Annotated in this window: 21 protein-coding genes; 15 read left to right on the forward strand and 6 right to left on the reverse strand. The window is 49.6% G+C overall.

What is annotated here, in order from left to right:
- Positions 1-144 precede the first annotated feature (144 nt).
- From typA to folE, 10 genes are all read left to right on the forward strand, one after another.
- Positions 145-1,944 carry a translational GTPase TypA gene (typA, locus tag PGN_RS03130; RefSeq protein WP_012457680.1) on the forward strand — a complete coding sequence of 600 codons (1,800 nt, stop codon included), beginning with the start codon at positions 145-147 and terminating at the stop codon, positions 1,942-1,944.
- A gap of 102 nt (positions 1,945-2,046) precedes the next feature.
- On the forward strand, positions 2,047-3,081 hold the full coding sequence (locus PGN_RS03135) for a thioredoxin (RefSeq protein WP_004585167.1): 1,035 nt from the start codon (positions 2,047-2,049) through the stop codon (positions 3,079-3,081).
- Between the two features lie 403 nt (positions 3,082-3,484).
- Positions 3,485-4,051 (forward strand): alkyl hydroperoxide reductase subunit C, encoded by a 567-nt coding sequence (ahpC, locus tag PGN_RS03140; protein WP_004585168.1) that lies wholly within the window; start codon positions 3,485-3,487, stop codon positions 4,049-4,051.
- Between the two features lie 165 nt (positions 4,052-4,216).
- A complete protein-coding gene (gene ahpF / locus PGN_RS03145; protein WP_012457681.1) occupies positions 4,217-5,764 on the forward strand; it encodes an alkyl hydroperoxide reductase subunit F in 1,548 nt (515 codons plus the stop codon).
- A 205-nt stretch (positions 5,765-5,969) separates the two neighbouring features.
- Positions 5,970-8,507 (forward strand): endopeptidase La, encoded by a 2,538-nt coding sequence (gene lon, locus PGN_RS03150; protein ID WP_012457682.1) that lies wholly within the window; start codon positions 5,970-5,972, stop codon positions 8,505-8,507.
- Positions 8,504-9,052, forward strand: a complete 549-nt coding sequence (locus PGN_RS03155) for a DUF1599 domain-containing protein (RefSeq protein ID WP_004585171.1) — start codon at positions 8,504-8,506, stop codon at positions 9,050-9,052. Before lon ends, PGN_RS03155 begins: the two co-directional genes overlap by 4 nt.
- Positions 9,049-10,341 carry a BT_3928 family protein gene (locus PGN_RS03160; protein ID WP_012457683.1) on the forward strand — a complete coding sequence of 431 codons (1,293 nt, stop codon included), beginning with the start codon at positions 9,049-9,051 and terminating at the stop codon, positions 10,339-10,341. Before PGN_RS03155 ends, PGN_RS03160 begins: the two co-directional genes overlap by 4 nt.
- A gap of 31 nt (positions 10,342-10,372) precedes the next feature.
- Entirely contained in the window at positions 10,373-11,128 is a 756-nt protein-coding gene (gene tpiA, locus PGN_RS03165; RefSeq protein ID WP_012457684.1) for a triose-phosphate isomerase, read from the forward strand.
- A gap of 61 nt (positions 11,129-11,189) precedes the next feature.
- Positions 11,190-11,696: an SPOR domain-containing protein gene (locus PGN_RS03170; protein WP_012457685.1), complete on the forward strand. Its 507-nt coding sequence runs from the start codon at positions 11,190-11,192 to the stop codon at positions 11,694-11,696.
- A 3-nt stretch (positions 11,697-11,699) separates the two neighbouring features.
- A complete protein-coding gene (folE, locus tag PGN_RS03175) occupies positions 11,700-12,281 on the forward strand; it encodes a GTP cyclohydrolase I FolE (protein WP_004585175.1) in 582 nt (193 codons plus the stop codon).
- A 1,208-nt stretch (positions 12,282-13,489) separates the two neighbouring features.
- Here folE and PGN_RS03180 read toward each other — a convergent pair.
- The 3 genes from PGN_RS03180 to PGN_RS03190 form a co-directional block, all read right to left on the reverse strand.
- Complete coding sequence (locus PGN_RS03180) at positions 13,490-13,783, reverse strand: RNA recognition motif domain-containing protein (RefSeq protein ID WP_005874516.1); 294 nt, start codon at positions 13,781-13,783, stop codon at positions 13,490-13,492.
- 249 nt (positions 13,784-14,032) lie between these two features.
- Complete coding sequence (lptB, locus tag PGN_RS03185) at positions 14,033-14,788, reverse strand: LPS export ABC transporter ATP-binding protein (RefSeq protein ID WP_010956092.1); 756 nt, start codon at positions 14,786-14,788, stop codon at positions 14,033-14,035.
- Between the two features lie 58 nt (positions 14,789-14,846).
- Positions 14,847-15,713, reverse strand: a complete 867-nt coding sequence (locus PGN_RS03190; protein ID WP_012457686.1) for an NAD kinase — start codon at positions 15,711-15,713, stop codon at positions 14,847-14,849.
- 77 nt (positions 15,714-15,790) lie between these two features.
- Between PGN_RS03190 and pdxJ the strand changes: the two genes are divergently transcribed.
- From pdxJ to PGN_RS03215, 5 genes are read left to right on the forward strand one after another with little or no spacing between them, the layout of a single operon-like run.
- Positions 15,791-16,507 (forward strand): pyridoxine 5'-phosphate synthase, encoded by a 717-nt coding sequence (gene pdxJ, locus PGN_RS03195; protein ID WP_012457687.1) that lies wholly within the window; start codon positions 15,791-15,793, stop codon positions 16,505-16,507.
- A gap of 37 nt (positions 16,508-16,544) precedes the next feature.
- A complete protein-coding gene (locus tag PGN_RS03200; protein ID WP_005874528.1) occupies positions 16,545-17,279 on the forward strand; it encodes a MotA/TolQ/ExbB proton channel family protein in 735 nt (244 codons plus the stop codon).
- On the forward strand, positions 17,276-17,695 hold the full coding sequence (locus tag PGN_RS03205; protein WP_010956094.1) for an ExbD/TolR family protein: 420 nt from the start codon (positions 17,276-17,278) through the stop codon (positions 17,693-17,695). Before PGN_RS03200 ends, PGN_RS03205 begins: the two co-directional genes overlap by 4 nt.
- A gap of 4 nt (positions 17,696-17,699) precedes the next feature.
- Positions 17,700-18,527: an energy transducer TonB family protein gene (locus PGN_RS03210; RefSeq protein ID WP_012457688.1), complete on the forward strand. Its 828-nt coding sequence runs from the start codon at positions 17,700-17,702 to the stop codon at positions 18,525-18,527.
- 14 nt (positions 18,528-18,541) lie between these two features.
- Positions 18,542-19,087: a DJ-1 family glyoxalase III gene (locus PGN_RS03215; RefSeq protein WP_012457689.1), complete on the forward strand. Its 546-nt coding sequence runs from the start codon at positions 18,542-18,544 to the stop codon at positions 19,085-19,087.
- Positions 19,088-19,186: 99 nt separating this feature from the next.
- Here the strand turns inward: PGN_RS03215 and prmA are convergent, their stop codons facing one another.
- From prmA to thiL, 3 genes are read right to left on the reverse strand one after another with little or no spacing between them, the layout of a single operon-like run.
- Complete coding sequence (gene prmA / locus PGN_RS03220; RefSeq protein WP_039417307.1) at positions 19,187-20,059, reverse strand: 50S ribosomal protein L11 methyltransferase; 873 nt, start codon at positions 20,057-20,059, stop codon at positions 19,187-19,189.
- On the reverse strand, positions 20,056-21,420 hold the full coding sequence (locus PGN_RS03225; RefSeq protein ID WP_012457691.1) for an MATE family efflux transporter: 1,365 nt from the start codon (positions 21,418-21,420) through the stop codon (positions 20,056-20,058). Before PGN_RS03225 ends, prmA begins: the two co-directional genes overlap by 4 nt.
- Positions 21,413-22,453 carry a thiamine-phosphate kinase gene (thiL, locus tag PGN_RS03230; RefSeq protein WP_012457692.1) on the reverse strand — a complete coding sequence of 347 codons (1,041 nt, stop codon included), beginning with the start codon at positions 22,451-22,453 and terminating at the stop codon, positions 21,413-21,415. Before thiL ends, PGN_RS03225 begins: the two co-directional genes overlap by 8 nt.
- Positions 22,454-22,458: the final 5 nt, after the last annotated feature.

Raw genomic sequence — 22,458 nt, forward strand, 5'->3', positions numbered from 1 at the left:
TGAGAACACTTTCGTCGGCGTCTTTCTTTGCCTGCAAATGCAACGCTCTTGCAGATGGAATGTGCAGAATCCGAACACTTGGATATCCATTCCGAAAAACAGCCTGTTTTACTACCTTTGTCCCCAATTACTCAGAAGAAGAAAATGCAGGACATCAGGAACATTGCCATCATTGCCCACGTAGACCACGGTAAAACCACGCTCGTGGACAAGATGCTCTTAGCCGGCAAGCTTTTCAGGGATGACAAGGCTGCCGAAGTGGATACTTTCCTCGATAGCAACGACTTGGAACGCGAACGCGGTATCACCATTCTTTCCAAAAACGTCAGTATTCGCTATAAGGGTTGTAAAATCAATATCATCGATACCCCGGGACACGCCGACTTCGGCGGTGAAGTGGAGCGCGTGCTCAATATGGCCGATGGATGCCTCCTGCTGGTGGATGCATTTGAGGGGCCGATGCCGCAGACTCGGTTTGTGCTGCAAAAAGCCATCGAGATGGGACTCAAACCCATCGTCGTCATCAACAAAGTAGACAAACTCAACTGCCGCCCGAGCGAAGTGCAGGATATGGTGTTCGACCTCATGTACAGCCTCGATGCTTCGGAAGATCAGCTCGATTTCCCCACCATATACGGCTCGGCCAAGCAGGGTTGGATGAGTACCGACTACAAACATCCCACACAGGACATTGCTCCGCTACTCGATGCCATCATCCGACATATCCCCGCTCCCGAACAGCCGGAGGGTGCCACGCAGATGCTCATTACATCGCTTGACTATACTTCCTATGTGGGGCGTATTGCCGTCGGGCGAGTACATCGCGGCACACTCCGCGAAGGGCAGGACATTATGCTCTGCAAGCGTGATGGCACGATGCAGAAGCAGCGAATCAAGGAGCTGAATACCTTCGAAGGCTTGGGACGAGCCAAAGCCGACCATGTGGATGCAGGAGATATATGCGCTATCATCGGTTTGGAAAGTTTCGAAATCGGAGAGACCATTGCCGATGCCAATGCTCCCGAAGCTCTTCAGGCTATTGCGATCGATGAGCCGACGATGAGTATGCTCTTTACCATCAACAACTCGCCGTTCTACGGCAAGGAGGGTAAGTATGTCACCAGCCGGCATATTCACGACCGTCTGATGCGAGAACTGGACAAGAATCTGGCTCTTCGTGTGGAGACCACCGATAACGCCGACAGCTGGCTCGTATTCGGGCGTGGCGTACTGCATCTTTCCGTTCTTATCGAGACCATGCGCCGCGAGGGGTACGAACTTCAAGTGGGGCAGCCCCAAGTGATCATCAAAGAGATAGACGGCGAGCGGTGCGAACCGATAGAGCTTCTTTCGATCAATCTGCCGGAAGAGTCCTCCAGTCGTATCATAGACATAGTGACCCGTCGCAAGGGAGAGATGGTGATGATGGAAAACAAGAACGACCGGGTGTTTATGGAGTTCCACATCCCTTCACGAGGGATCATCGGACTCAACAATGCCGTACTGACAGCATCGGCAGGAGAGGCCGTAATCGCGCACCGCTTCTTGGAATTCCAACCGTGGAAAGGGGAGATAGAGCGTCGCAACAACGGATCGATCATTGCGCTCGAAAGCGGAACGGCCTATGCCTATGCCCTGAATAATCTCCAAAGCCGTGGACGCTTCTTCATCTCTCCGCAGGAGGAGGTCTATGCCGGTCAGGTCGTGGGCGAGCACACGAAGGAGGGCGATCTCTGCGTCAACGTCTGCAAGAGCAAAAAGCTTACCAATATGCGTGCTTCCGGTAGCGATGATAAGGTGTCACTGGCTCCACCGGTGGTATTCAGCCTCGAAGATGCTTTGGAGTATATCAAGTATGACGAGTATGTGGAGGTGACGCCGAAAAGCATGCGCATGCGTAAAATTATCCTCGACGAGACAGAACGTAAACGACAAGGACGATAACAGAGGCAAAGTATTTGCAGATTTCATCTATCTATCGTATTTTGGTGCCCGAAATACGGAAAATCAAACAAAATGTTTCACTAACAAAAAAGATAAACGAACATGAAAAGATTATTACTCTCTGCTGCTATCCTAAGTAGTATGGCTTTGTTTAATGTCAATGCACAAGAGTTGAAAACCTCTGCTGACATGAAAGGTTCTTTTAAGAAGAATGTGGTGTTGGAGGTATTTACTGCCGAATGGTGCGGTTACTGTCCAGGTGGTAAAGAGCGCATTGCAAAAGCAATTGAAATGTTGGATGATGAATATAAGGAGCGTGTTTTTCAGACATTTGTTCATTATAATGATGGGATCTCAAAAAAATGGCCTCGTGTTGGCCAACTTTTCATTGCATTGGATCAAACATTGGGCATTCCGGGTTTTCCGACTTTTTCAGTTTGCCGTATGGAGAAAAAAGGTGAAAATCTTTCAATAGGTGCTCCAATAGCAATTAAAAATAAGATTATGAAAGGTTTTGGTGATGGTACAGCCCCTGCAGAGGTAAACCTTAAATTGACCAAAGGTGCAACACCGGAAGATGTATGTACAGCTACATTTACTGGTAAAGTCGATGCTGACCTCATAGGGAAACCTCTTATGTTGACTGCATATGTATTGAAAAACAATATGAAGCCTATTAATCCGCAAAATGGAGCTGGGGATGGATATCTCCACCAACATACTGTGTTAATGATTCTCTCCACAGATGTAAAAGGAGACGCTTTAAATATTGCAGCCGATGGAAGTTTTACCATCAAGAAAGAATTTAAGTTGGATGGCTTTGAAATTAAAGATACAGATGTTCTTGCTTTCGTACACCATCCAATGTCCAATGCGGAAAACCATTCTATTATCAATGCCGGGCAAGAAAGTCTTGATAAAGCAGAGCCTACAGCTACAGAACAAATTGTTGCTACCCCCTCTGTCAAAGCATATGTTCAGAATGGCAAAATTGTTGTAGAGGAAGAGTATTCCAAGATGGAAGTATTCAATGCAACTGGTCAACTTGTCAAAAATGAATCCCTTGTCCCCGGTGTCTATGTTGTCCGTATAACGGCAAACGGTGTAATGCATTTCCTTAAAGTCTTAGTTCCTTGATTTATTGAGCTAAGATTTAAACGAAAACTGCGTCTTCTTAATGTTTCATAAGAAGGCGCAGTTTCCTTTTTTCCTCATTCCATTCTCCGGGTGGTCGTCGAAGGGGACTGCCTGTCATCTTTCAAACGAGGAATATCAGCTCCCCTCACCTAACACGATGTCCACAAATCCATGTTCATAGCCTATTTGAGACCTTTGAAAAAAGAGAAGATTTCTTATATCTATAAAGGCACTAAAAATCAGTCGATTGACAATAAAATCTCCAAGAAAATACCATGCGACAGTCTCACTTATATAGATGCGGTCAATGGTCTGATATATCGAAGCTGTTGCGGACGGAGGATAGTACACATAGTTTTGCACCTGAAACAAACGTTCATACTAAACTAAAAACAAAAGCATTATGACTCCTATCCTGAACACCGTTTTCCCCGAGTTCAAACTCAATGCCTATCACAATGGCGAATTCAAAGTAATCACCAACGAAGACCTGAAAGGCAAGTGGTCTTTGGTCGTTTTCTATCCCGGTGACTTTACCTTTGTATGCCCGACGGAATTGGAAGACCTGGCCAATAAATATGAAGAATTCAAGCAACTTGGAGTAGAGGTTTACTCTTGCAGTTGCGATACCCACTTCGTACACAAGGCTTGGGCGGACGCTTCTCCTGCTATCAAGAAGGTACAGTATCCCATGTTGGCCGATCCCTCCGGTGCACTCACTCGCGATCTGGGTATCCTGATCGATGATGTTCATATGGCTTATCGTGGCTCTTTCGTGATCAACCCCGAAGGCATTATCAAAATCGTAGAGCTGAACGACAACAGCGTAGGCCGTGATGCAGAAGAGATCCTCCGTAAGATCAAGGCTGCACAATACGTAGCTGCTCACGATGGTCAGGTATGTCCGGCCAAGTGGCGTGAAGGTCAGCAGACACTGAAACCGAGCATTGATCTCGTTGGTAAGATCTAAGCAGTAAACCGAGGAGAGAGGGTGTGTCGGAATCGCAAAATGAGGCGATCACAACACACCCTCTTTCTTTAAGGCACGAAAGAGTTCTCCATACTGTTTCTCCGAATACAGTGAGATAATCGGAACTCTTGATTAAGATCCTTTTTAATCATTATCCTAACGACTATGCTTGATAAAGATACTCTTACCCAAGTGGGCTCTTACTTTGCCCAACTGAAAAAGTCCTATACATTACGACTCAATGCTCATACGTCTCATCCCTCCTACAACGAGGCGAAGGAAATGCTCGATGGGCTTGCATCCGTTTCGGATCATGTTCGTGCGGAATACAATGCGGCAGATGATTTTCGTATCGATCTGCTCGTAGACGGAGCGGATAGCGGGATCGGCTTCCGTGGTATTCCGGGTGGCCATGAATTTAGCTCACTGCTTCTTGCTATTCTCAACAATGACGGTATCGGAAGGAATATCCCCGATGGAGGAGTACAGGATAGAATCCGCCGTATCAATGGGCCGATAGAGCTGAAAACCTATGTATCCCTCTCTTGTACGAATTGTCCCGATGTGGTGCAGACCCTCAATATGATTGCCATTCTCAATCCGACTATCAACCACACCATGGTCGATGGTTCTTTCTTCCCGGACGAAGTGGAGTCGTTGGGTATCGCTTCCGTTCCGACGGTTATGGCCGGAGATGAAGTGATCCATGTGGGGCGTGGCGATATGGCTGCCTTGCTGAACAAGATAGAAGCCAAATATGGCTCTGTCCCTGCCGAGTCGGCAGATAAGACGCTGCGGCCTTTCGACCTCCTTGTCGTGGGTGGTGGCCCGGCCGGATCGGCTGCAGCCATCTATTCTGCTCGCAAGGGGCTGAAGGTAGCCATCATAGCCGAACGGGTAGGCGGCCAAGTAAACGAAACGGTCGGGATCGAGAACCTGATTTCCGTGCCTTACACCACAGGATCGGAACTTGCATCCAACCTCAATTCTCACATCAAGGCCAATACGATCTCCCTCTTCGAGGCCCGAACCGTGTCGTCCATCACACAACAAGAAGGTATATCCCGTGTGGAAGTGACTTCCGGAGAAGTCTTCACGGCTCCTTCTCTTATCATGGCTACGGGTGCTTCATGGCGCAAGCTCGGTGTACCCGGCGAGAAAGAATATACGGGTAATGGTGTAGCCTACTGCGCTCACTGCGATGGGCCTTTCTTCAAAGGCAAGCGTGTGGCCGTGGTCGGTGGAGGCAATTCCGGTCTGGAAGCTGCCATCGATTTGGCCGGTATATGCGAGCATGTCACTGTAGTAGAGTTTCTGGATGTACTCAGGGCTGATGAGGTGCTTCAAAAGAAAGCACGTGAAACGGCCAATATCGACATCCTCCTCAGTACTGCTACCAAAGAAATCATGGGCAACGGACAGAAAGTGGAGGGAATACTGCTTACCGATCGCAACACGGGAGAGGAAAAGCAAATCGCACTCAGTGGCGTATTCGTACAGATCGGTCTTGCCGCCAATACATCCCTTGTGAAAGATTTGGTGGAAACAAACAGCCGAGGCGAAGTACTCATCGATACTTCATGCCGTACCAATACGCCCGGCATATATGCTGCAGGTGACTGTACCACTGTGCCCTACAAACAGATAGTCATTGCCATGGGCGAAGGAGCCAAAGCTGCTCTTTCTGCTTTCGAGGATCGCATCCGTGGCTGATCCCGATCGGAGATCTGTATTATCATAGTAACTCTGCCCTAAGGAGAGGCTGCGTCGAGATTGTTTTTTTCGACACAGCCCCTTCCCTTTTTGTCCGGTGCTGCTCTTGCTGTCGGGATGTATAAATGTATAGAAGTATAGAAGCCCGACGGGATTTCATATATTTGTAGCTCGGTATTTTGAGCCGAGCTAAAGAAGACTAAAGATGATTGATAGAAAATATATACGCCTGGGAGAGGACGACGAGGATGATGGTTTCCCCGTATTCTTTCCGGTGCTTTCCGTTTGTGAAGAAGATGAGGATTTCAAGGTGAAAGAAGATCATATGCAGGAGGAGATGCCGATTTTGGCTCTCCGCAATATGATTCTCTTCCCCGGTGTGGCCATGCCTATCATGGTCGGACGAGAAAAATCGCTCAAGCTGATCCGCTACGTGGAGAAGAAGGGTGTCTATTTCGGTGCCGTTTCACAGCGCGATATGGATGTGGAGGAACCGGATCGTGCCGATTTGTATGATGTCGGGGTCGTGGCTGAAATCATCAGGGTGCTGGAGATGCCCGATGGTACTACCACGGCTATCGTACAAGGCCGCCAGCGATTTGCACTGCAGGAGATAACGGCTACGGAACCTTTTATGAAGGGTCGCGTGAAGCTGCTCCCAGACATTCTCCCCGGGAAGAACAAAGATCACGAGTTCGAAGCACTCGTCTCCACCATACAGGATATGAGTCTGAAGATGATGGAGCTGATGGTCGAGAGACCCCCTCGGGAGCTTATCCTCTCGATGAGACGGAACAAGAATCCGATGTATCAGATCAACTTTGCATCGGCCAATATATCCACGAGCATAGCCGTCAAGCAAGAATTGCTGGAAATCAGCAAGATGAAGGATCGTGGCTATCGTCTTCTCTACCTCTTGCACAAGGAGCTTCAGGTAATGGAACTGAAAGCTTCTATTCAGATGAAGACGCGCGAGGAGATGGACAAGCAGCAGAAAGAGTACTTCCTGCAGCAGCAAATCAAGACGATTCAGGAGGAACTGGGAGGCAATATAAACGACATCGAGGTGCAGGAGCTGCGTACCAAAGCTACTACGATGAAGTGGAGCAGCGAGGTGGCAGAGACTTTCGAGAAAGAACTCCGCAAGCTGGAACGGCTACATCCTCAATCGCCCGACTACTCCGTACAGATGCAGTATGTACAGACCATCATCAGTCTGCCATGGGGCGTATTCAGTAAAGATAATTTCAACCTGAAGCGTGCCCAATCCGTTTTGGATAGAGATCATTTCGGCCTTGAGAAAGTAAAAGAGAGAATCATAGAGCATCTGGCTGTCCTCAAGATGAAAGGCGATATGAAGTCGCCCATCATCTGTCTGTACGGCCCTCCGGGAGTGGGTAAGACCTCTCTTGGCAAGAGCATTGCCGAGAGCTTGGGTCGTAAATACGTACGCATTTCTTTAGGGGGCTTGCATGACGAAGCTGAGATTCGTGGACACCGACGTACCTACATCGGTGCTATGTGCGGACGGATCATTCAGAGTTTGCAGCGAGCAGGTACATCTAATCCCGTCTTTGTCCTCGACGAAATAGACAAGATCGACAGCGACTACAAGGGCGATCCTTCTTCTGCTTTGCTCGAAGTCCTTGATCCGGAGCAGAACAATGCTTTTCATGACAATTATCTGGATATAGACTTCGACCTCAGTCATGTCCTTTTTATCGCTACGGCCAACAGTTTGAGCAGTATCTCTCGTCCTCTTTTGGACAGAATGGAGCTGATCGATGTGAGCGGTTATATCATAGAAGAAAAAGTGGAGATCGCTGCCCGCCATCTGATTCCAAAGCAACTTGTGGAGCATGGATTCAGAAAGAACGACATCAAGTTCTCCAAAAAAACCATAGAAAAGCTGATCGACGACTACACCAGAGAGAGTGGAGTGCGTACGTTGGAGAAGCAGATCGCAGCTGTGATCCGTAAGATAACAAAGGAGGCCGCCATGAATGTGGTACATACTACCAAGGTGGAACCGTCCGACTTGGTTACTTTCTTGGGAGCGCCCCGCTATACGCGTGATCGATATCAAGGCAATGGCGATGCAGGCGTTGTGATCGGATTGGCTTGGACTTCGGTGGGAGGGGAGATCCTGTTCATCGAGACGAGTCTGCACCGCGGACGCGAACCGAAGCTCACGCTTACGGGTAATCTGGGCGATGTGATGAAAGAGTCGGCCGTAATAGCCTTGGATTATATTCGTGCCCATAGTGATGAGTTGGGCATCTCTCAGGAAATTTTCAATAATTGGCAGGTACACGTACATGTTCCCGAAGGTGCTATCCCGAAAGACGGTCCGAGTGCAGGTATTACGATGGTGACTTCGCTGGTGTCGGCTCTTACCCGTCGAAAAGTGCGGGCCGGTATTGCCATGACAGGAGAAATCACTCTAAGAGGAAAGGTGCTTCCTGTAGGTGGAATCAAGGAGAAGATATTGGCTGCCAAACGTTCCGGTATCACGGAAATAATCCTGTGCGAAGAGAATCGCAAGGACATAGAGGAGATAAACGATATCTATCTGAAGGGCTTGAAGTTCCACTATGTGTCCAACATTAACGAGGTGTTGAAAGAAGCTTTGCTCGAAGAGAAAGTCATCGATACCACCGATATATATTCCTTTGGCAAGAAGACCGAGGAGGAGAAAGCCGAAAAAGTGGAAAAAACGGAGAAGAAGCAAAGAAAGAAATGACTACAGCCAAGCCAAATACAGTAGAGCAGTTCGAGCACGTGATTGATATTTGTCGTGAGGTTTTTCAGAAAAAACTGCACGACTATGGAGCCTCGTGGCGAGTGATGCGTCCGTCGTCTCTGACCGATCAGCTTTATATCAAGGCCAACCGCATTCGAAATATTCAGATGAAAGGTTTGAGTAAGGTGGATGAAGGAGTGGAGTCTGAGTTTATAGGTGTTGTCAATTATGGAGTAATAGCTCTCATCCAATTGGAGCTGGGAGTAGCTGACACACCTAAGATGGAGACAGAGGAAGCTCTGCGCCTGTATGACCTCAAGATTCGTGAAGCCATGTCGCTGATGCTTGATAAGAATCATGACTATGGAGAGGCGTGGAGACAGATGCGTGTGTCATCCTTTGCCGACTTGATTCTGACTAAGGTATTTCGCACTAAAGAGATAGAAGATCTCGGAGGTGATACATATATATCCGAAGGGGTGGATGCCAACTACATGGATATGATCAACTATGCCATCTTCGCATTGATACAGTTGAACGGATGAAACGTTTCCTTGCTGAGCTTTCTCGAATCATATTAGGTCTGACCTTCGTTGTTTCGGGCTTTCTGAAGGCTATCGATCCGCAGGGAGGAGCGATCAAAATCAGTGAGTATTTTACTGTTTTTGCTTTGCCTAAGTCCGAGGGCTTATCCCTTATTCTTAGCATTTTGCTTTGCTGTAGTGAGTTCATCGTGGGAGCGTTTCTCTTGATGGGTATCTACAGACGCATGGCAGCTCGCTTCATCTTTCTCTTTATGGCTGTCATGACTCCGCTTACACTCTATTTGGCCATATTCAACCCGGTGGCCGACTGTGGATGTTTCGGGGAAGCTTTTCTATTGACTAATTGGCACACATTCTTCAAAAATGTGGTTCTCTTTGCGGCAGCAGCTTTCTTGCTGAAAAAACCTCGTCGAATACAAACGCTATATTCCGTCAATGGACGTTGGCTTCCGGCTATTCTGGCCGTCAGTGGTATCATAATCTTTACCATAGCAAATCAGATCTATTTGCCGATGGTAGATTTCAGACCTTTCAAGGTCGGTAAATCGCTGCGTGAGCTTACGCAGGTGCCTACCGGTGCTCCGGAAGACGTATATGAATATGTCTTTGTGTACGAAAAGAATGGCAAGCGACAGGAGTTCGATATGGATCATCTGCCTGATGACAGCTGGACATACGTAGATCGGCACGAGAAACTGATTAAAAAAGGCTATACACCTCCCGTCACTGACTTCCTTTTGCTTCGTGGGGGTGAAGATGTTACATCCGAAATCGTCAATAAAAAGGGGATTACTCTCTTGCTCCTTTCACCCGATTGGGAGAATGCAAGCGACGATAAGATGGACAATATAAGTGAGATGTATGATTATGCTCAGGAACATGCTTGGGACTTCTACGGTGTATCGGCTTCCACTTCGGATGATATTTCCACATGGCGATACAATACCGGTGCTGATTACCCGATGCTTTTCCTCGATGCTGTTACCGTTAAGACCATTACACGCGGCAATCCCTCTTTGGTTATTTTGCGGGATGGTGTAATCCGAGGCAAGGTTAGTGATGCGAATTTCCCCGGTGTGGGACAAGCCCAAGCTTTTTTCGATCGTTATATAGGCAATGAGCTTTATCAACCTTCTTATTGGGGGAGGTTGCTTGTATTGGCTTTGTGGGTTATTCTCCTTTTGTTCGGATGTATTCGCAAGGTCGTTTTTTGCATCGGGTCGCTTCGTAAAGGAGTCGAAACAGAACAAAGCGAAACAGAAAATAATAGCAAGGCATTGAAATATTGACAGATACTAATCCTGTAAAACCATTATCAGTATGAGAAAAAACATCGTAGCAGGCAACTGGAAAATGAACAAAACCCTCCAAGAGGGGCTTGCATTGGCAAAGGAGTTGGACGCAGCTTTGAAAGGGCGTACGATCAGCTGTGACGTGATTATCGGAACCCCATTCATCCATTTGGCAAGTATTGCGGCAGCCATCGATACCACACGTATCGGAGTTGCAGCTGAAAACTGTGCCGATAAGGAGTCGGGTGCATATACCGGAGAGGTCTCTGCTGCCATGGTGGCCAGTACCGGTGCTCGGTATGTGATTATAGGACATAGCGAACGCCGTGCTTACTATCATGAAACATCCCCAATCCTGATGGAGAAGGTGAAGTTGGCTTTGTCCAATGGTTTGACCCCCATTTTCTGTGTTGGCGAAGTCTTGGAAGAGCGCGAAGCAGGCAAGCACTTCGAGGTAGTCGCTCGTCAGGTGGAAGAAGCCCTGTTTACTTTGGATCAGACCGACTTTGCCAAATTGATCCTTGCTTACGAGCCTGTGTGGGCCATCGGTACGGGTAAGACGGCTACGGCAGACCAAGCTCAAGAGATGCATGCACATATTCGTAAGAGTATAGCCGCTAAATATGGAAAAGAGGTTGCGAACGGTTGTTCCATTCTCTATGGAGGCAGTTGCAATGCAGCCAATGCCAAAGAACTCTTTAGCCGTGCGGATGTAGATGGTGGGCTTATCGGAGGGGCTTCTCTCTCGGTAGACAAATTCTTGCCTATCATCGAAGCATTCTGAGATTGCTTATTGTTTCACACCCTTCCGGGCGAGTTTTATTTCAAAAGGAGAAACGAACGAGATGAAACCGATTTTCTTTTTTAGTCTCCTAATGCTTTCGTTGGTTTGCCATTCGTCATCGGAAGCTCAGGTTTCCACATCGGCGCATAGCAAAGCCCCGATCAGCATCTTCGAAGCTCTCAGTGCGGAGCACGAAGGAGAAGGCATCATCACCATCTATCAGCCTGCATCCGTAAAAGCTGCCGTGGGCAAGGTATCCGGACGTTTGGCCGGTTTGATCGAGGGCGAGAGCAATATCCGTTTGATCCAAGGCTATCGGATACAGGTATACAATGGCAATATGGCTGCCTCTAAGCGAGAAGCCAATCGACGAGCAGCTCAAATAACGCAGCTGCATCCGGAGATGCATTGCTATCTGACTTACCGAGCACCTTTTTGGCGGCTCCTTGTAGGAGATTTCAGCTCTCGTGAGGAAGCTGAAGAAGCTAAGCAACAACTCAAAAAATCATTCCCTTCATATGCACGGGAGATTTATGTCGTACGAGATAAGATTCGTCAAGGATACTGACAAATGACAGAAATAGAAAAAGAAGAAGCCTGCAGCCGCTTGCAACAGCATTACGCCCAAGTACTGTCGTTGCTCGGCGAAGACCCTAAGCGTGAAGGGCTGCTCAAAACTCCGCTACGTGTGGCTAAGGCCATGCAGTTTCTGACCAAAGGATATAACGAGGATCCTGAAGCCATCCTTCGCGCAGCGATGTTCGAAGAAGACTATCAGCAAATGGTCATCGTCAAGGACATCGATTTCTTTTCGATGTGTGAGCACCACATGTTGCCGTTCTTCGGTAAGGCCCATGTGGGCTATATCCCCAATCGGTATATAACCGGACTGAGCAAGTTGCCCCGAGTGGTCGATGTATTTGCCCGTCGTCTTCAGGTACAGGAACGGCTGACTACACAAATCAAGGAGTGCATCCAGAATACGCTGAACCCTCTCGGGGTGATCGTCGTTATCGAAGCACAGCACATGTGCATGCAGATGCGTGGAGTGGAGAAGCAAAACTCTCTGACTACGACCAGTGACTTTACAGGAGCTTTTGAGGAATCGACCACTCGCGAAGAGTTTCTCAATCTGATCGGTCGCAGGCGATAAGCCTATCTCTTTCGGAAGAGATTACGGACATCCTCCGTTTTTCTTGATCGTATTAACTTTTGAACAGGCCTTTTAGATTCTGCGAACAAAGTGCAGATTTAGAAGGCCTTTTCTTTTTAAGTCCGGCCGCTCTTTCTCCCTCTGTTGTTTCTTGGCTCTTTTATCCTAAATTTGAGTCGAACTGACGTTAAGTTGAGTATTGATGTCTCCGATTTGGGACGGGGCAATTATGTCGTCGATATGCAGTGCAAAGGCCATAGGAAAATCAGCCGGCTGATAACAAAAGAGTAAATCGCCATTCTCTCCCGAGGGGGAGGGCCGTCAATAGAAATAGAAGGGTGTATCACAACCCAATTTCGAGCTTAAGTCTCGTGGAATTGGAGTTGTCGATACACCCTTTTTATCTTTTCCTATACTCAATGGACTGTAGGGGGCAGTGCTTTTCCGCTATTGTGTGTAGGCTTCTCTCTTTCTCCTCCGATACCTTGAGATCGGGTGTTGTGTTTCGAGCTAATAAGGTGAGTTTATACGAGAGGATACTATGGTCTCATACGAGAGGATACTATGGTCTCCTATGAGAGGATACTATGGTCTTATACGAGAGGATACTATGGTCTCCTATGAGAGGATACTATGGTCTCATACGAGAGGATACTATGGTCTCCTATGAGAGGATACTATGGTCTCATATAAGAGGATATTATGGTCTCATACGAGAGGATACTATGGTCTCCTATGAGAGGATACTATGGTCTCATATAAGAGGATATTATGGTCTCATACGAGAGGATACTATGGTCTCATACGAGAGGATACTATGGTCTCATATAAGAGGATACTATGGTCTCATACGAGAGGATACTATGGTCTCATACGAGAGGATACTATGGTCTCATATGAGAGGATACTATGGTCTCATATAAGAGGATACTATGGTCTATTGATGGAAGATACTATCTGCTCTGTGGCGGATGGCAAGTTCGGGGGGTGGAATGTTCGGTGAGAGCCGTATATAGTTGCGGTTGGGGAGGTTTGGGATAAGGACTGTCATGGTACAAGCAGATGCAAGAAGGCCGCAGGTGAACACCGTATGATGGTGTGCCTGCGGCCTGTCTTGTAATTCGTGTCGTTAGAATAATAGAGGGAGACCTCTCAGAGAGAAAGCTGTATCGGCGTTGTGATACGGCTTGCCGGAAGTGGGAGAAGGATCAATAGCGATCTTCGTGACGGAAAGTACGGCGAGGAGCACGTTCGGGACGTTCCAATGCCTCTTTGACGATCAGCTTGCGACCTTGGAATTCCTGATCGAACAGCTCTTCGATGGCACGGCGTGCATCGTTCTCGTCTTCCATTTCGACGAAGCCGAATCCGCGTGAGCGGCCGGTCTCTCTGTCTGTGATTACTCTTGCGCTCGTTACGGCGCCATACTGTTGCAACAGACCTGTGAGGTCTTCTTCGCGAACCCGATAGTTCAGATTCCCTACGTAGATGTTCATACTCATCTTTGGTTTTTTAATGAAACAAGGTAAAAGAGAAATTGCCGAATTCGGTTAACGATCTGTGTGTCATATCTTCATATCCATACCAAAGAAATAAAGAAATCTACCGGTTCCTGCTAAACCATTCACTCTGCATTACTGCTTTCACTGGACGCAAAGGAAATCAAATAAACTGATTGGACAAGCGGACAGTATGCCTGAAATGACGAAAAAACAGCTATAAGGTACCGGCAAACGGCAGGTGCAGCGAAGTCAGTCGAATCGTTTGCGGCGGAGTTCGAAGTCGCGTCCCAGATACTTTTCCCTTACGACTTCGTTCGCAGCCAGCTCTTCGGCCGTGCCCTGATACAGCACTTTGCCCTCGAAAAGGAGGTAGGCGCGATCCGTGATGCTGAGCGTTTCGTGGACGTTGTGGTCGGTGATGAGGATGCCGATGTTTTTGTCCTTGAGTTTGGCCACAATGGCCTGAATGTCCTGTACGGCGATAGGATCGACACCGGCAAAGGGTTCGTCCAGCATGATGAAGCGAGGCGATATAGCCAGGCAGCGGGCTATCTCGGCACGGCGTCGCTCGCCGCCGGAGAGGCGGTCGCCAAGGTTTTTGCGTACTTTCTCAAGGTGAAATTCGGCTATCAGGCTTTCCAGCTTTTCGTGCTGATAGGTCTTGGGCAGTCCGGCCATTTCGAGGACGGAGAGGATGTTGTCCTCCACGGACATTTTGCGGAATATGGATGCCTCTTGTGCCAGATAGCCGATGCCGGCACGCGCTCGTTTGTAGACGGGGTATTGGGTGATGTCCTGATCATTGAGGAATATCCGTCCTTCGTTGGGGACGACCAGCCCCGTGGTCATATAGAAAGTCGTCGTCTTGCCGGCTCCGTTCGGTCCGAGCAACCCTACGATCTCTCCTTGCCGAACCTCTATCGATACGTGATTCACGACCGTACGGTTCCGGTAGCGTTTGACCAGATCTTCGGTGCGCAGCACCATGGTTGTATTTTCTTCCATTATGGGAGTAGTCTATGGTAAGTGTCCGTTGGCTCGTTTTCCGCCGTCGCAAGTGTCTTTATCTTACGGCTGCTCCCCACATGAGCTTACGCCTCAGGGTTTCGGCGAAGGAGTGCGGACGCAGACGGATCATTCGCAGCGTGTGAGGAGCTCGTTTGAGCAGGATGGAGGTATCGCAGGGCAGCGTTCTGGTTCGTCCGTCGAGCACCAAGAGGTAATTCCGACTGCGCGAATCCACTTCGAGGCGGATCGCCGTATCGTCCGGAACGACCAGCGGACGCATATTCAGCGAGTGGGGGGCGATGGGCGTAAGGACGAAGTTCCGACAGGCAGGCATGATGATAGGCCCGTTCCCGCTCAGCGAGTAGGCTGTGGAGCCGGAGGGCGTGGCCACTACGAGGCCGTCGGCATCGTAAGCCGCCAGATAGTCGTCGTTGAGGCAGGCATTCACCCGAATCATCGAACCGGTTTCACGCTTGAGTATGGCTGCTTCGTTCAGGGCGTAGGAGGGAGAGGAGCCGTTGTCTTCGGTCACTTCCAGCAGGGAACGGGTCTCGATGGTGAAGTCGCCGTCCAGCAGGCGTGTGATCAGCTCCGAAGCCTCGTGGCAATCGACATCGGTGAGGAAGCCCAGTCGGCCGGTATTTACGCCCAAGACAGGGATCTGCGAAACGCCGATTTGATGCGCCGTGCGCAGGAATGTACCGTCACCGCCCATACAGATCACGTAGTCGATATGCTCGGGCAGGGTGTCTATCACTCCGCAAATGGCCGGATGGAAGTCCAGATCCTGCTCAAGAAAGGAGAGGAATTTGCGCTCTATATAAAGAGGTGTGCCGGCTTCTTCCAGCTTCAGGATCAAAGCCTTGATGGAAGCTCCCTGTTCGCTCTTGTGACGGCTGCCGAATATGGCTATTTTCTTCATGAGTCTCTTTCTCTTCTCGTAGGGATCAGCAAATAAACGTTACATTTGCATGGTTCGCAAAATTAGTAATAATCAGAATGACAAGGCTAAGCGTAAACGTAAATAAGATAGCTACCCTCCGCAATGCACGCGGAGGCAATGTCCCCGATGTCCTCCGAGTGGCTCTCGACTGTGAGCGGTTCGGTGCACAGGGGATTACCGTCCATCCGCGTCCCGACGAACGCCATATCCGTCGGTCGGATGTGTACGACCTCAAAAAGGCACTGACCACAGAGTTCAACATAGAGGGCAATCCCGACGAGCGTTTCATCCGTCTGATCGAGGAAATCCGTCCCGAGCAGGTGACCATGGTACCCGATGCTCCCGATGTCCTGACCTCCAATGCCGGATGGGATGTAGCCCGAAACTACGACCATCTCTGCCGTCTGGTGGAGCAGTTCCATGCCTGGGGTATCAGGACTTCCATATTCATCGATACCGACTTGGACAATATCTCGTGGGCTGCCAAGACAGGTACAGACCGGATAGAGCTTTACACCGAGCCGTATGCAGCCGCCTATCATAAGGACATGGCTGCTGCCGTACAGCCCTATGTCAAGGCTTCGGCACACGCTCATTCGCTCGGTCTCGGTATCAATGCCGGACACGATTTGAATCTGGACAACCTCCGTTACTTTGCCGAACGACTGCCCTATTTGGACGAAGTTTCCATCGGCCATGCACTGATTGCCGATGCTCTCTATTTGGGACTGGAGGAGACTATCAGACAATATCGAGACCAACTTGCGTTATAAATAAAATTGAAACAGTAACAATCACATTGATAATCCAATGAATATTCCAAGCATTCCCTTTCTGCAAATTCCCGTTCAGTCGGCAGGGACTCCTATCGACTCCCTTGCTACCGTCAATACTCCCGTTACCACACCGACAGAAGCTACCCTGTCCATTATGGATCTGGCTCTCAAAGGCGGTTGGATCATGATCGTATTGGCTGCCCTTTCGCTCTTGGCCATCTACATATTCGTTCGCAAGGTGATGGAGATCAGGGCTGCCGGCAGAGAAGACAATTCGTTCATGGAGCGGATCAAGGATTATATCCACGAGGGTAAGATAGAATCGGCCATGCGTCTTTGTCAGGACAGGGCTACCCCTTCTGCCCGTATGATAGCCAAGGGGATCACCCGACTGGGACGACCGATGAACGACATACTGGTAGCCGTCGAGAATACCGGAAACATCGAAATTGGTAAGCTGGAAAAAGGACTGCCTATTATTGCTACCATTGCAGCCGGAGCACCTATGATCGGTTTCTTGGGTACCGTAACGGGTATGGTGCGTGCTTTCTTCGATATGGCCAATGCCGGTAACGGCGGGGTGGACGTAGCTCTCCTCTCGGGAGGTATATACGAAGCCTTGGTAACGACTGTAGGCGGTCTCGTTGTCGGTATCGTAACGCTTTTTGCCTACAACTATCTCGTAGCTCAGGTGGATAAGGTCGTCAATAAGATGGAAACCAAGACTCTTGAGTTTATGGATCTCCTTAACGAACCCATCAAAAAATGAGTCTGAAACGTAAAACCAAGGTCACAGAGGTTTTTAGCATGGCTTCTATGACCGACGTGATTTTCCTGCTGCTCATCTTCTTCATGGTGACCAGTACGCTCATCGTACCCAATGCGCTACGCGTATCTCTTCCCTCTGCCAATAAACAGCCTGCCCCCGAAGCTCCTTTGGCGCGGATCACCATTTCAGAAGATATGCGCTATTTCGCCGCTTTCGGTCAGGACAAAGGGCATGAGGTCGCTTTCGAGGAGATACTTCCCCTCTTGCTTCAGGAGCAAAGTCGCAATCCCGAAATGTACGTAGCCATATATGCCGATGAGAATGTCCCGTATCGTGAGATCGTGAAGGTGTTGAGTATGGCCGGGGAGAACAAGATGAAGGTGGTGTTGGCCACCAAAGCCCAAAGTAAAAAGTAAGTTCATGCAACAAGAGAAAGTCAAACGCAATGCCGTTGCCATAGCCGTATCGGTGGGGGCACATGTCGCACTGATCGCCCTCTTGTTCGTGCTGCATCTTCGTGCCGCTCCGCGCGAAGAACCGGAAGAACTGATACTCGTCAATTTCGGAATCACGGAGCTTTCGTCCGGAGCTTTCGAGCCGGCACCACAGGAAACGGCATCCAATCCCGATGTACAAACGGAACAAACTCCAACGCAAAAACAGCCCGTAGTCAAAAAGCAGCAGGCACCGGCCGAATCTGATCTGCGTCAGGACGTAGAGCCGGCACCTCACTTGGCCAAAGCCGAAAAGGCCCGTCAAGAGGCTGAAATGAAACGCAAGCGTGAAGCCGAAGAGGCTCGCAAACGGGCAGAGGCTGCGGCGGAAGCCGAGCGCAAGCGCAAGGCCGAAGCAGGCAAGGCCATCAATAATAATGTGGCTGGAGCATTCGGACGGGGCGCCGAGCAAGGCAATACGCAAGGTTCGGGCACGCAAGCCAATGGCAATCAGGGCAATCCCGGAGGTAGCGGTTCTTCGTACTCGCTTACCGGCCGTACTATCGTGGGCAATGGCGGCTATCCGGAAAAGCCTCGCTACAGCAAACCGATTCGAGGAACGGTACGAGTAAACATCGTAGTAAACAATGCCGGACGTGTGACCGATGCTTCCATCCGTCTGCGCGGTACCAATATCACGGATGCTGCCGCCCAGCGAGCAGCTATAGAAGCGGCCAAGACTACTCGCTTCAATGCCATAGCGGGTGGTGGAGATCAGGAGGGAGTGATCACCTATCATTTCGACATCAAGTAAAAAACATAAGGAATATGAAAAAGACAGCATTAGTATTTCTGGCTCCCGGTTTCGAAGAGACCGAAGCCGTAGGCACGCTCGATATTCTTCGTCGGGGAGGTGTAGTCGCCGAATTTGTTTCCATTACGGATTCGCTCTATGTAGAGGGAGCCAACGGGATCACCGTCAAAGCCGATCGCCTGATGACCGATTTGCCGGCAGTGGATGCTTTGGTTTTGCCGGGAGGACTCCCCGGAGCAGATAATCTGAACAGCTGTGAACCTCTTCGCCGGCTTCTAAGCGAGCATTATGCCGCGCAAAAGCTTGTGGCTGCTATCTGTGCTGCTCCTCTGGTATTCGGTGGTTTGGGTTTTGTCTGTGGCAGAAAAGCTACTTGCTATCCGGGCTTTGAATCCAAACTCGAAGGAGCCGATTATACGGGTGAAGCTGCCACACGTGACGGACATGTTATTACAGGCAAAGGCCCTGCCTGCGTCTTTGCATTTGCCATAGAAGTGGTTCGTTACCTCTGCGGTGATCAGGTAGCCGATGAGATCGCTACCGGTACACTCTTCAGATAATTCGAATATCCTATACCGCACAAAAAGAAAGTGTCCCGGACTGCAAGGTTCGGGACACTTTCTTTTTAGGCTCCTATGCTTCTCGAAGCACTCGCTCCTTTATCTTTTAGGAGGGTCGGGGGTAAACCGCAGTGCAGCCCAGTTGTTACGTGAGCGTGTTTCCGAAAGAGTCAGACCTAGTATTTCGGCACATTCTGTAAGGATCGGTATATCCTCCGTATAGAAACCGCTTAACAGCAGGGTGCCGCCATTACCGAGTCGGGATCTGTATGCAGACATATCGTTCAGCAGAATATTACGGTTGATGTTTGCGATAATCAGATCGAATATCGGACAGTCGGCAAGAAGAGATGCGTCACCTATACGAACATCAATATCCCGAATATCATTGAGAGCTGCATTCTCGCTCGTGTTGCGTATGCACCAGTCGTCTATGTCTATGGCTGTGACAGAAGAGGCTCCCAGCTTGCGAGCTAAGATGGCAAGGATTCCCGTACCGCAACCCATGTCCAGAACTCTCAAGCCTCGCAAATCCATATCGAGAAGATAGCTCATCATCAGCGAAGTGGTCTCATGGTGTCCTGTCCCAAAGGCCATTCGAGGAGAAATAATCAGTTCGAGCGGTATATCCGGATCGGTCGGATGGAAAGGTGCTCTTACGAGGCATTTGTCTTCGATCCGAATGGGGCGGAAGAAGTTCTTTTCCCACTGTTCGTTCCAGTTGATATCCGGTTGGATCTCGGATGAGTATTGCCACAGAAGCCCCGGCAGTGGAAACTGCTCCAATAGCGTAGGAATGTCGGATGCTATATCGGTGGAGACAGGGATATAAGCACGAAGGCAAGTCTCGTTTTGCTCGAAACTCTCGAATCCTATTTCGGCAAGTTCGGCACTAAGCAGGTCGTATGCCGTCTCCAAAGTCAGTTCATCCGGACGGTGTGTGAGTTCGAATGTGTATGCGATGTATTTCATTGCGAAGAGGGTAGAAGTTGGCTGTGTAGTTTGATACGTCTGTTGAGATAGGGCAGTCCACACACGATGGCCAAGCCTTTGAGCATGGATGAGAGGCTGATCGCCCACCATACGGATTCCGGTCCGAAGCCCATACCGATAAGCAGCAGAGCCAGCGGAATCCGCAGGAGGTTCCCCCCGATACTGATAACGGCCGGGAAAACCGTCCGTGCCGTCCCGTAGAACAGGCCTTGAGTGGCTATTTCCAGCATCATCAGTAGCTGGGAATAGCCACTGATGCGCAGATAAATACCTCCCGACAGATAGGCTTCTTTTTCCGGTACCACGAGTCGGAAGACTTCATTACCGAAGAAAACGAAAAGCACTGTGCCGAGAATACCGAAAATGGAGCAGTAGAGTAGGGTATAACGGTAGGCAGAAAATATACGTTTGCCCTGACGGGCAGCGTAATTATGAGCCACGAAAGTAGCCAGTGCCGTACTGAATCCTTGCGAAGTGTTCCAAGTGATGGCTTCCAGTTGTCCGCCTGTTGTCAGCGTTGCCACTCCGATATGTCCTCCTTGCTGCGAAGCCAGACGGCCAAGCATCATATTGATGATGGCGAAGAGGGAGTTGAGAGCAGCTACAGGCAGGCCGATACGCAAGATGCGACCGCTATGTATATTGTCCGGTCGGACGAAGAACGGGAAGCAATCCAACAGCTTATCCTGCCGTCTGAGCCTGTAAAAGAATAGAACGAATACGAATACCTGAGCGATCAGCGTGGCTATGGCCGCTCCGATCGTCCCCCATCCCAAACCGAATATCAGCAAGGGATCCAGAATCATATTGAGTACCAACCCCGTGCTACTGACCTTGAAGGGTATGGAGCTGAGTCCGGCTCCGTTGTAGATACCGCTGAATGCGGTGGCTGCAAAGGTGAAAGGCAGGCCGCATGCCACTATGCGCAGGTAGGTAAGAGCCAAAGCGTGTACATCGTCCTCCAAATGGTATATACCGAGGAAAAGGTGTGGGAAAAGGAAAAACAAAAGAGCGATGACGGAGGAGATCAGTAGGGACATCGAAACGTTGTGCGAAGCGTATCGTCGTGCTTCCTCGATGGCCCCCTTGCCGAGGCTGTGGCCTATCGTCACCTCACTGCCGGTCTTATTGATTGATGATATGGAACTGGAGAGCCACGTCAGTACCGCCACAATACCTACGGCTGCCACGGACTTGCTACCCAACCGGCCTAACCAGGCCATATCGGTAAAGCTATAGGCCATCTGCACGAAGGAAGTACCCATGATGGGCAGAGCCAGTCGGAGCAGACGTCCTTTTATTTCCCCTTCTGTGAGGTTTTGCAGTCGGATACTACCCATTCAGAGCCTTTGCTGCATTCCATCCTTGCGCTACCAAGGTAATCTCCGTTCCGTCTCGTGCCACGAGGAGGTGACCGTCGGCCTCTTCTGTAATATGGCCGATCAGGTGGATGCCCTCTATTCGCTGAATATCATCGAGACGGGTGAGAGGTACGGTAAACAACAATTCGTAGTCTTCACCCCCGTTCAGAGCGGCTGTGGAGAGATTCATATTGAACTCTTCCGCCATGGCTGCCGTCTGGTAGTCGATAGGCAATTTGTCGTCATATATACGGATGCCGACCTTTCCGGCATGCGCTATATGGAGGAGTTCGGACGATAGCCCGTCCGAAATGTCCATCATGGCAGTCGGTTTGATGCCGGCCGAGCGCAACTTCTCCACAATGTCTTTGCGCGCTTCCGGTTTCAGCTGTCTTTCGAGTATGTACTCATGACCGGCGAAATCCGGTGCAAAGTCTTTTTCTCCCTGATAGACCGCTTTCTCACGCTCCAGTAGCTGGAGTCCCATATAGGCTGCGCCGAGGTCTCCGCTCACGCAGATCAGATCGGTCGGTTTGGCTCCACTGCGATATACTATTTCCTCTTCTCGTGCCTCCCCGATGCAGGTCAGGCTCAGACACAATCCGGTGAGCGAAGCCGAAGTATCGCCTCCTACGAGGTCTACGCCGTAGACATCGCAGGCCGTGAGGATACCCTGATAGATCTGTTCGATATCCTCTACCGAGAATCGTGCCGATACACCTATGGAAACCGTCAGCTGCCGTGGTGTCCCGTTCATGGCATATATGTCGGAGAAGTTTACGATTGCACTCTTGTATCCCAAATGTTTGAGAGGGGTATAAGTGAGGTCGAAGTGGATTCCTTCGAGGAGCATATCGGTAGTGACAAGTGCTTTCATGCCTTCATCGAATGAGATGACGGCAGCATCGTCCCCTATGCCTTTGAGGGTACCGGGGTTTTTCAGCCGGACACAATCGGTGAGGTGCCGGATGAGTCCGAACTCACCCAGAGAAGATATTTCGGTACGTTTCATTACGC

The organism is Porphyromonas gingivalis ATCC 33277 (assembly GCF_000010505.1).
GTDB classification, from domain to species: Bacteria; Bacteroidota; Bacteroidia; order Bacteroidales; family Porphyromonadaceae; genus Porphyromonas; species Porphyromonas gingivalis.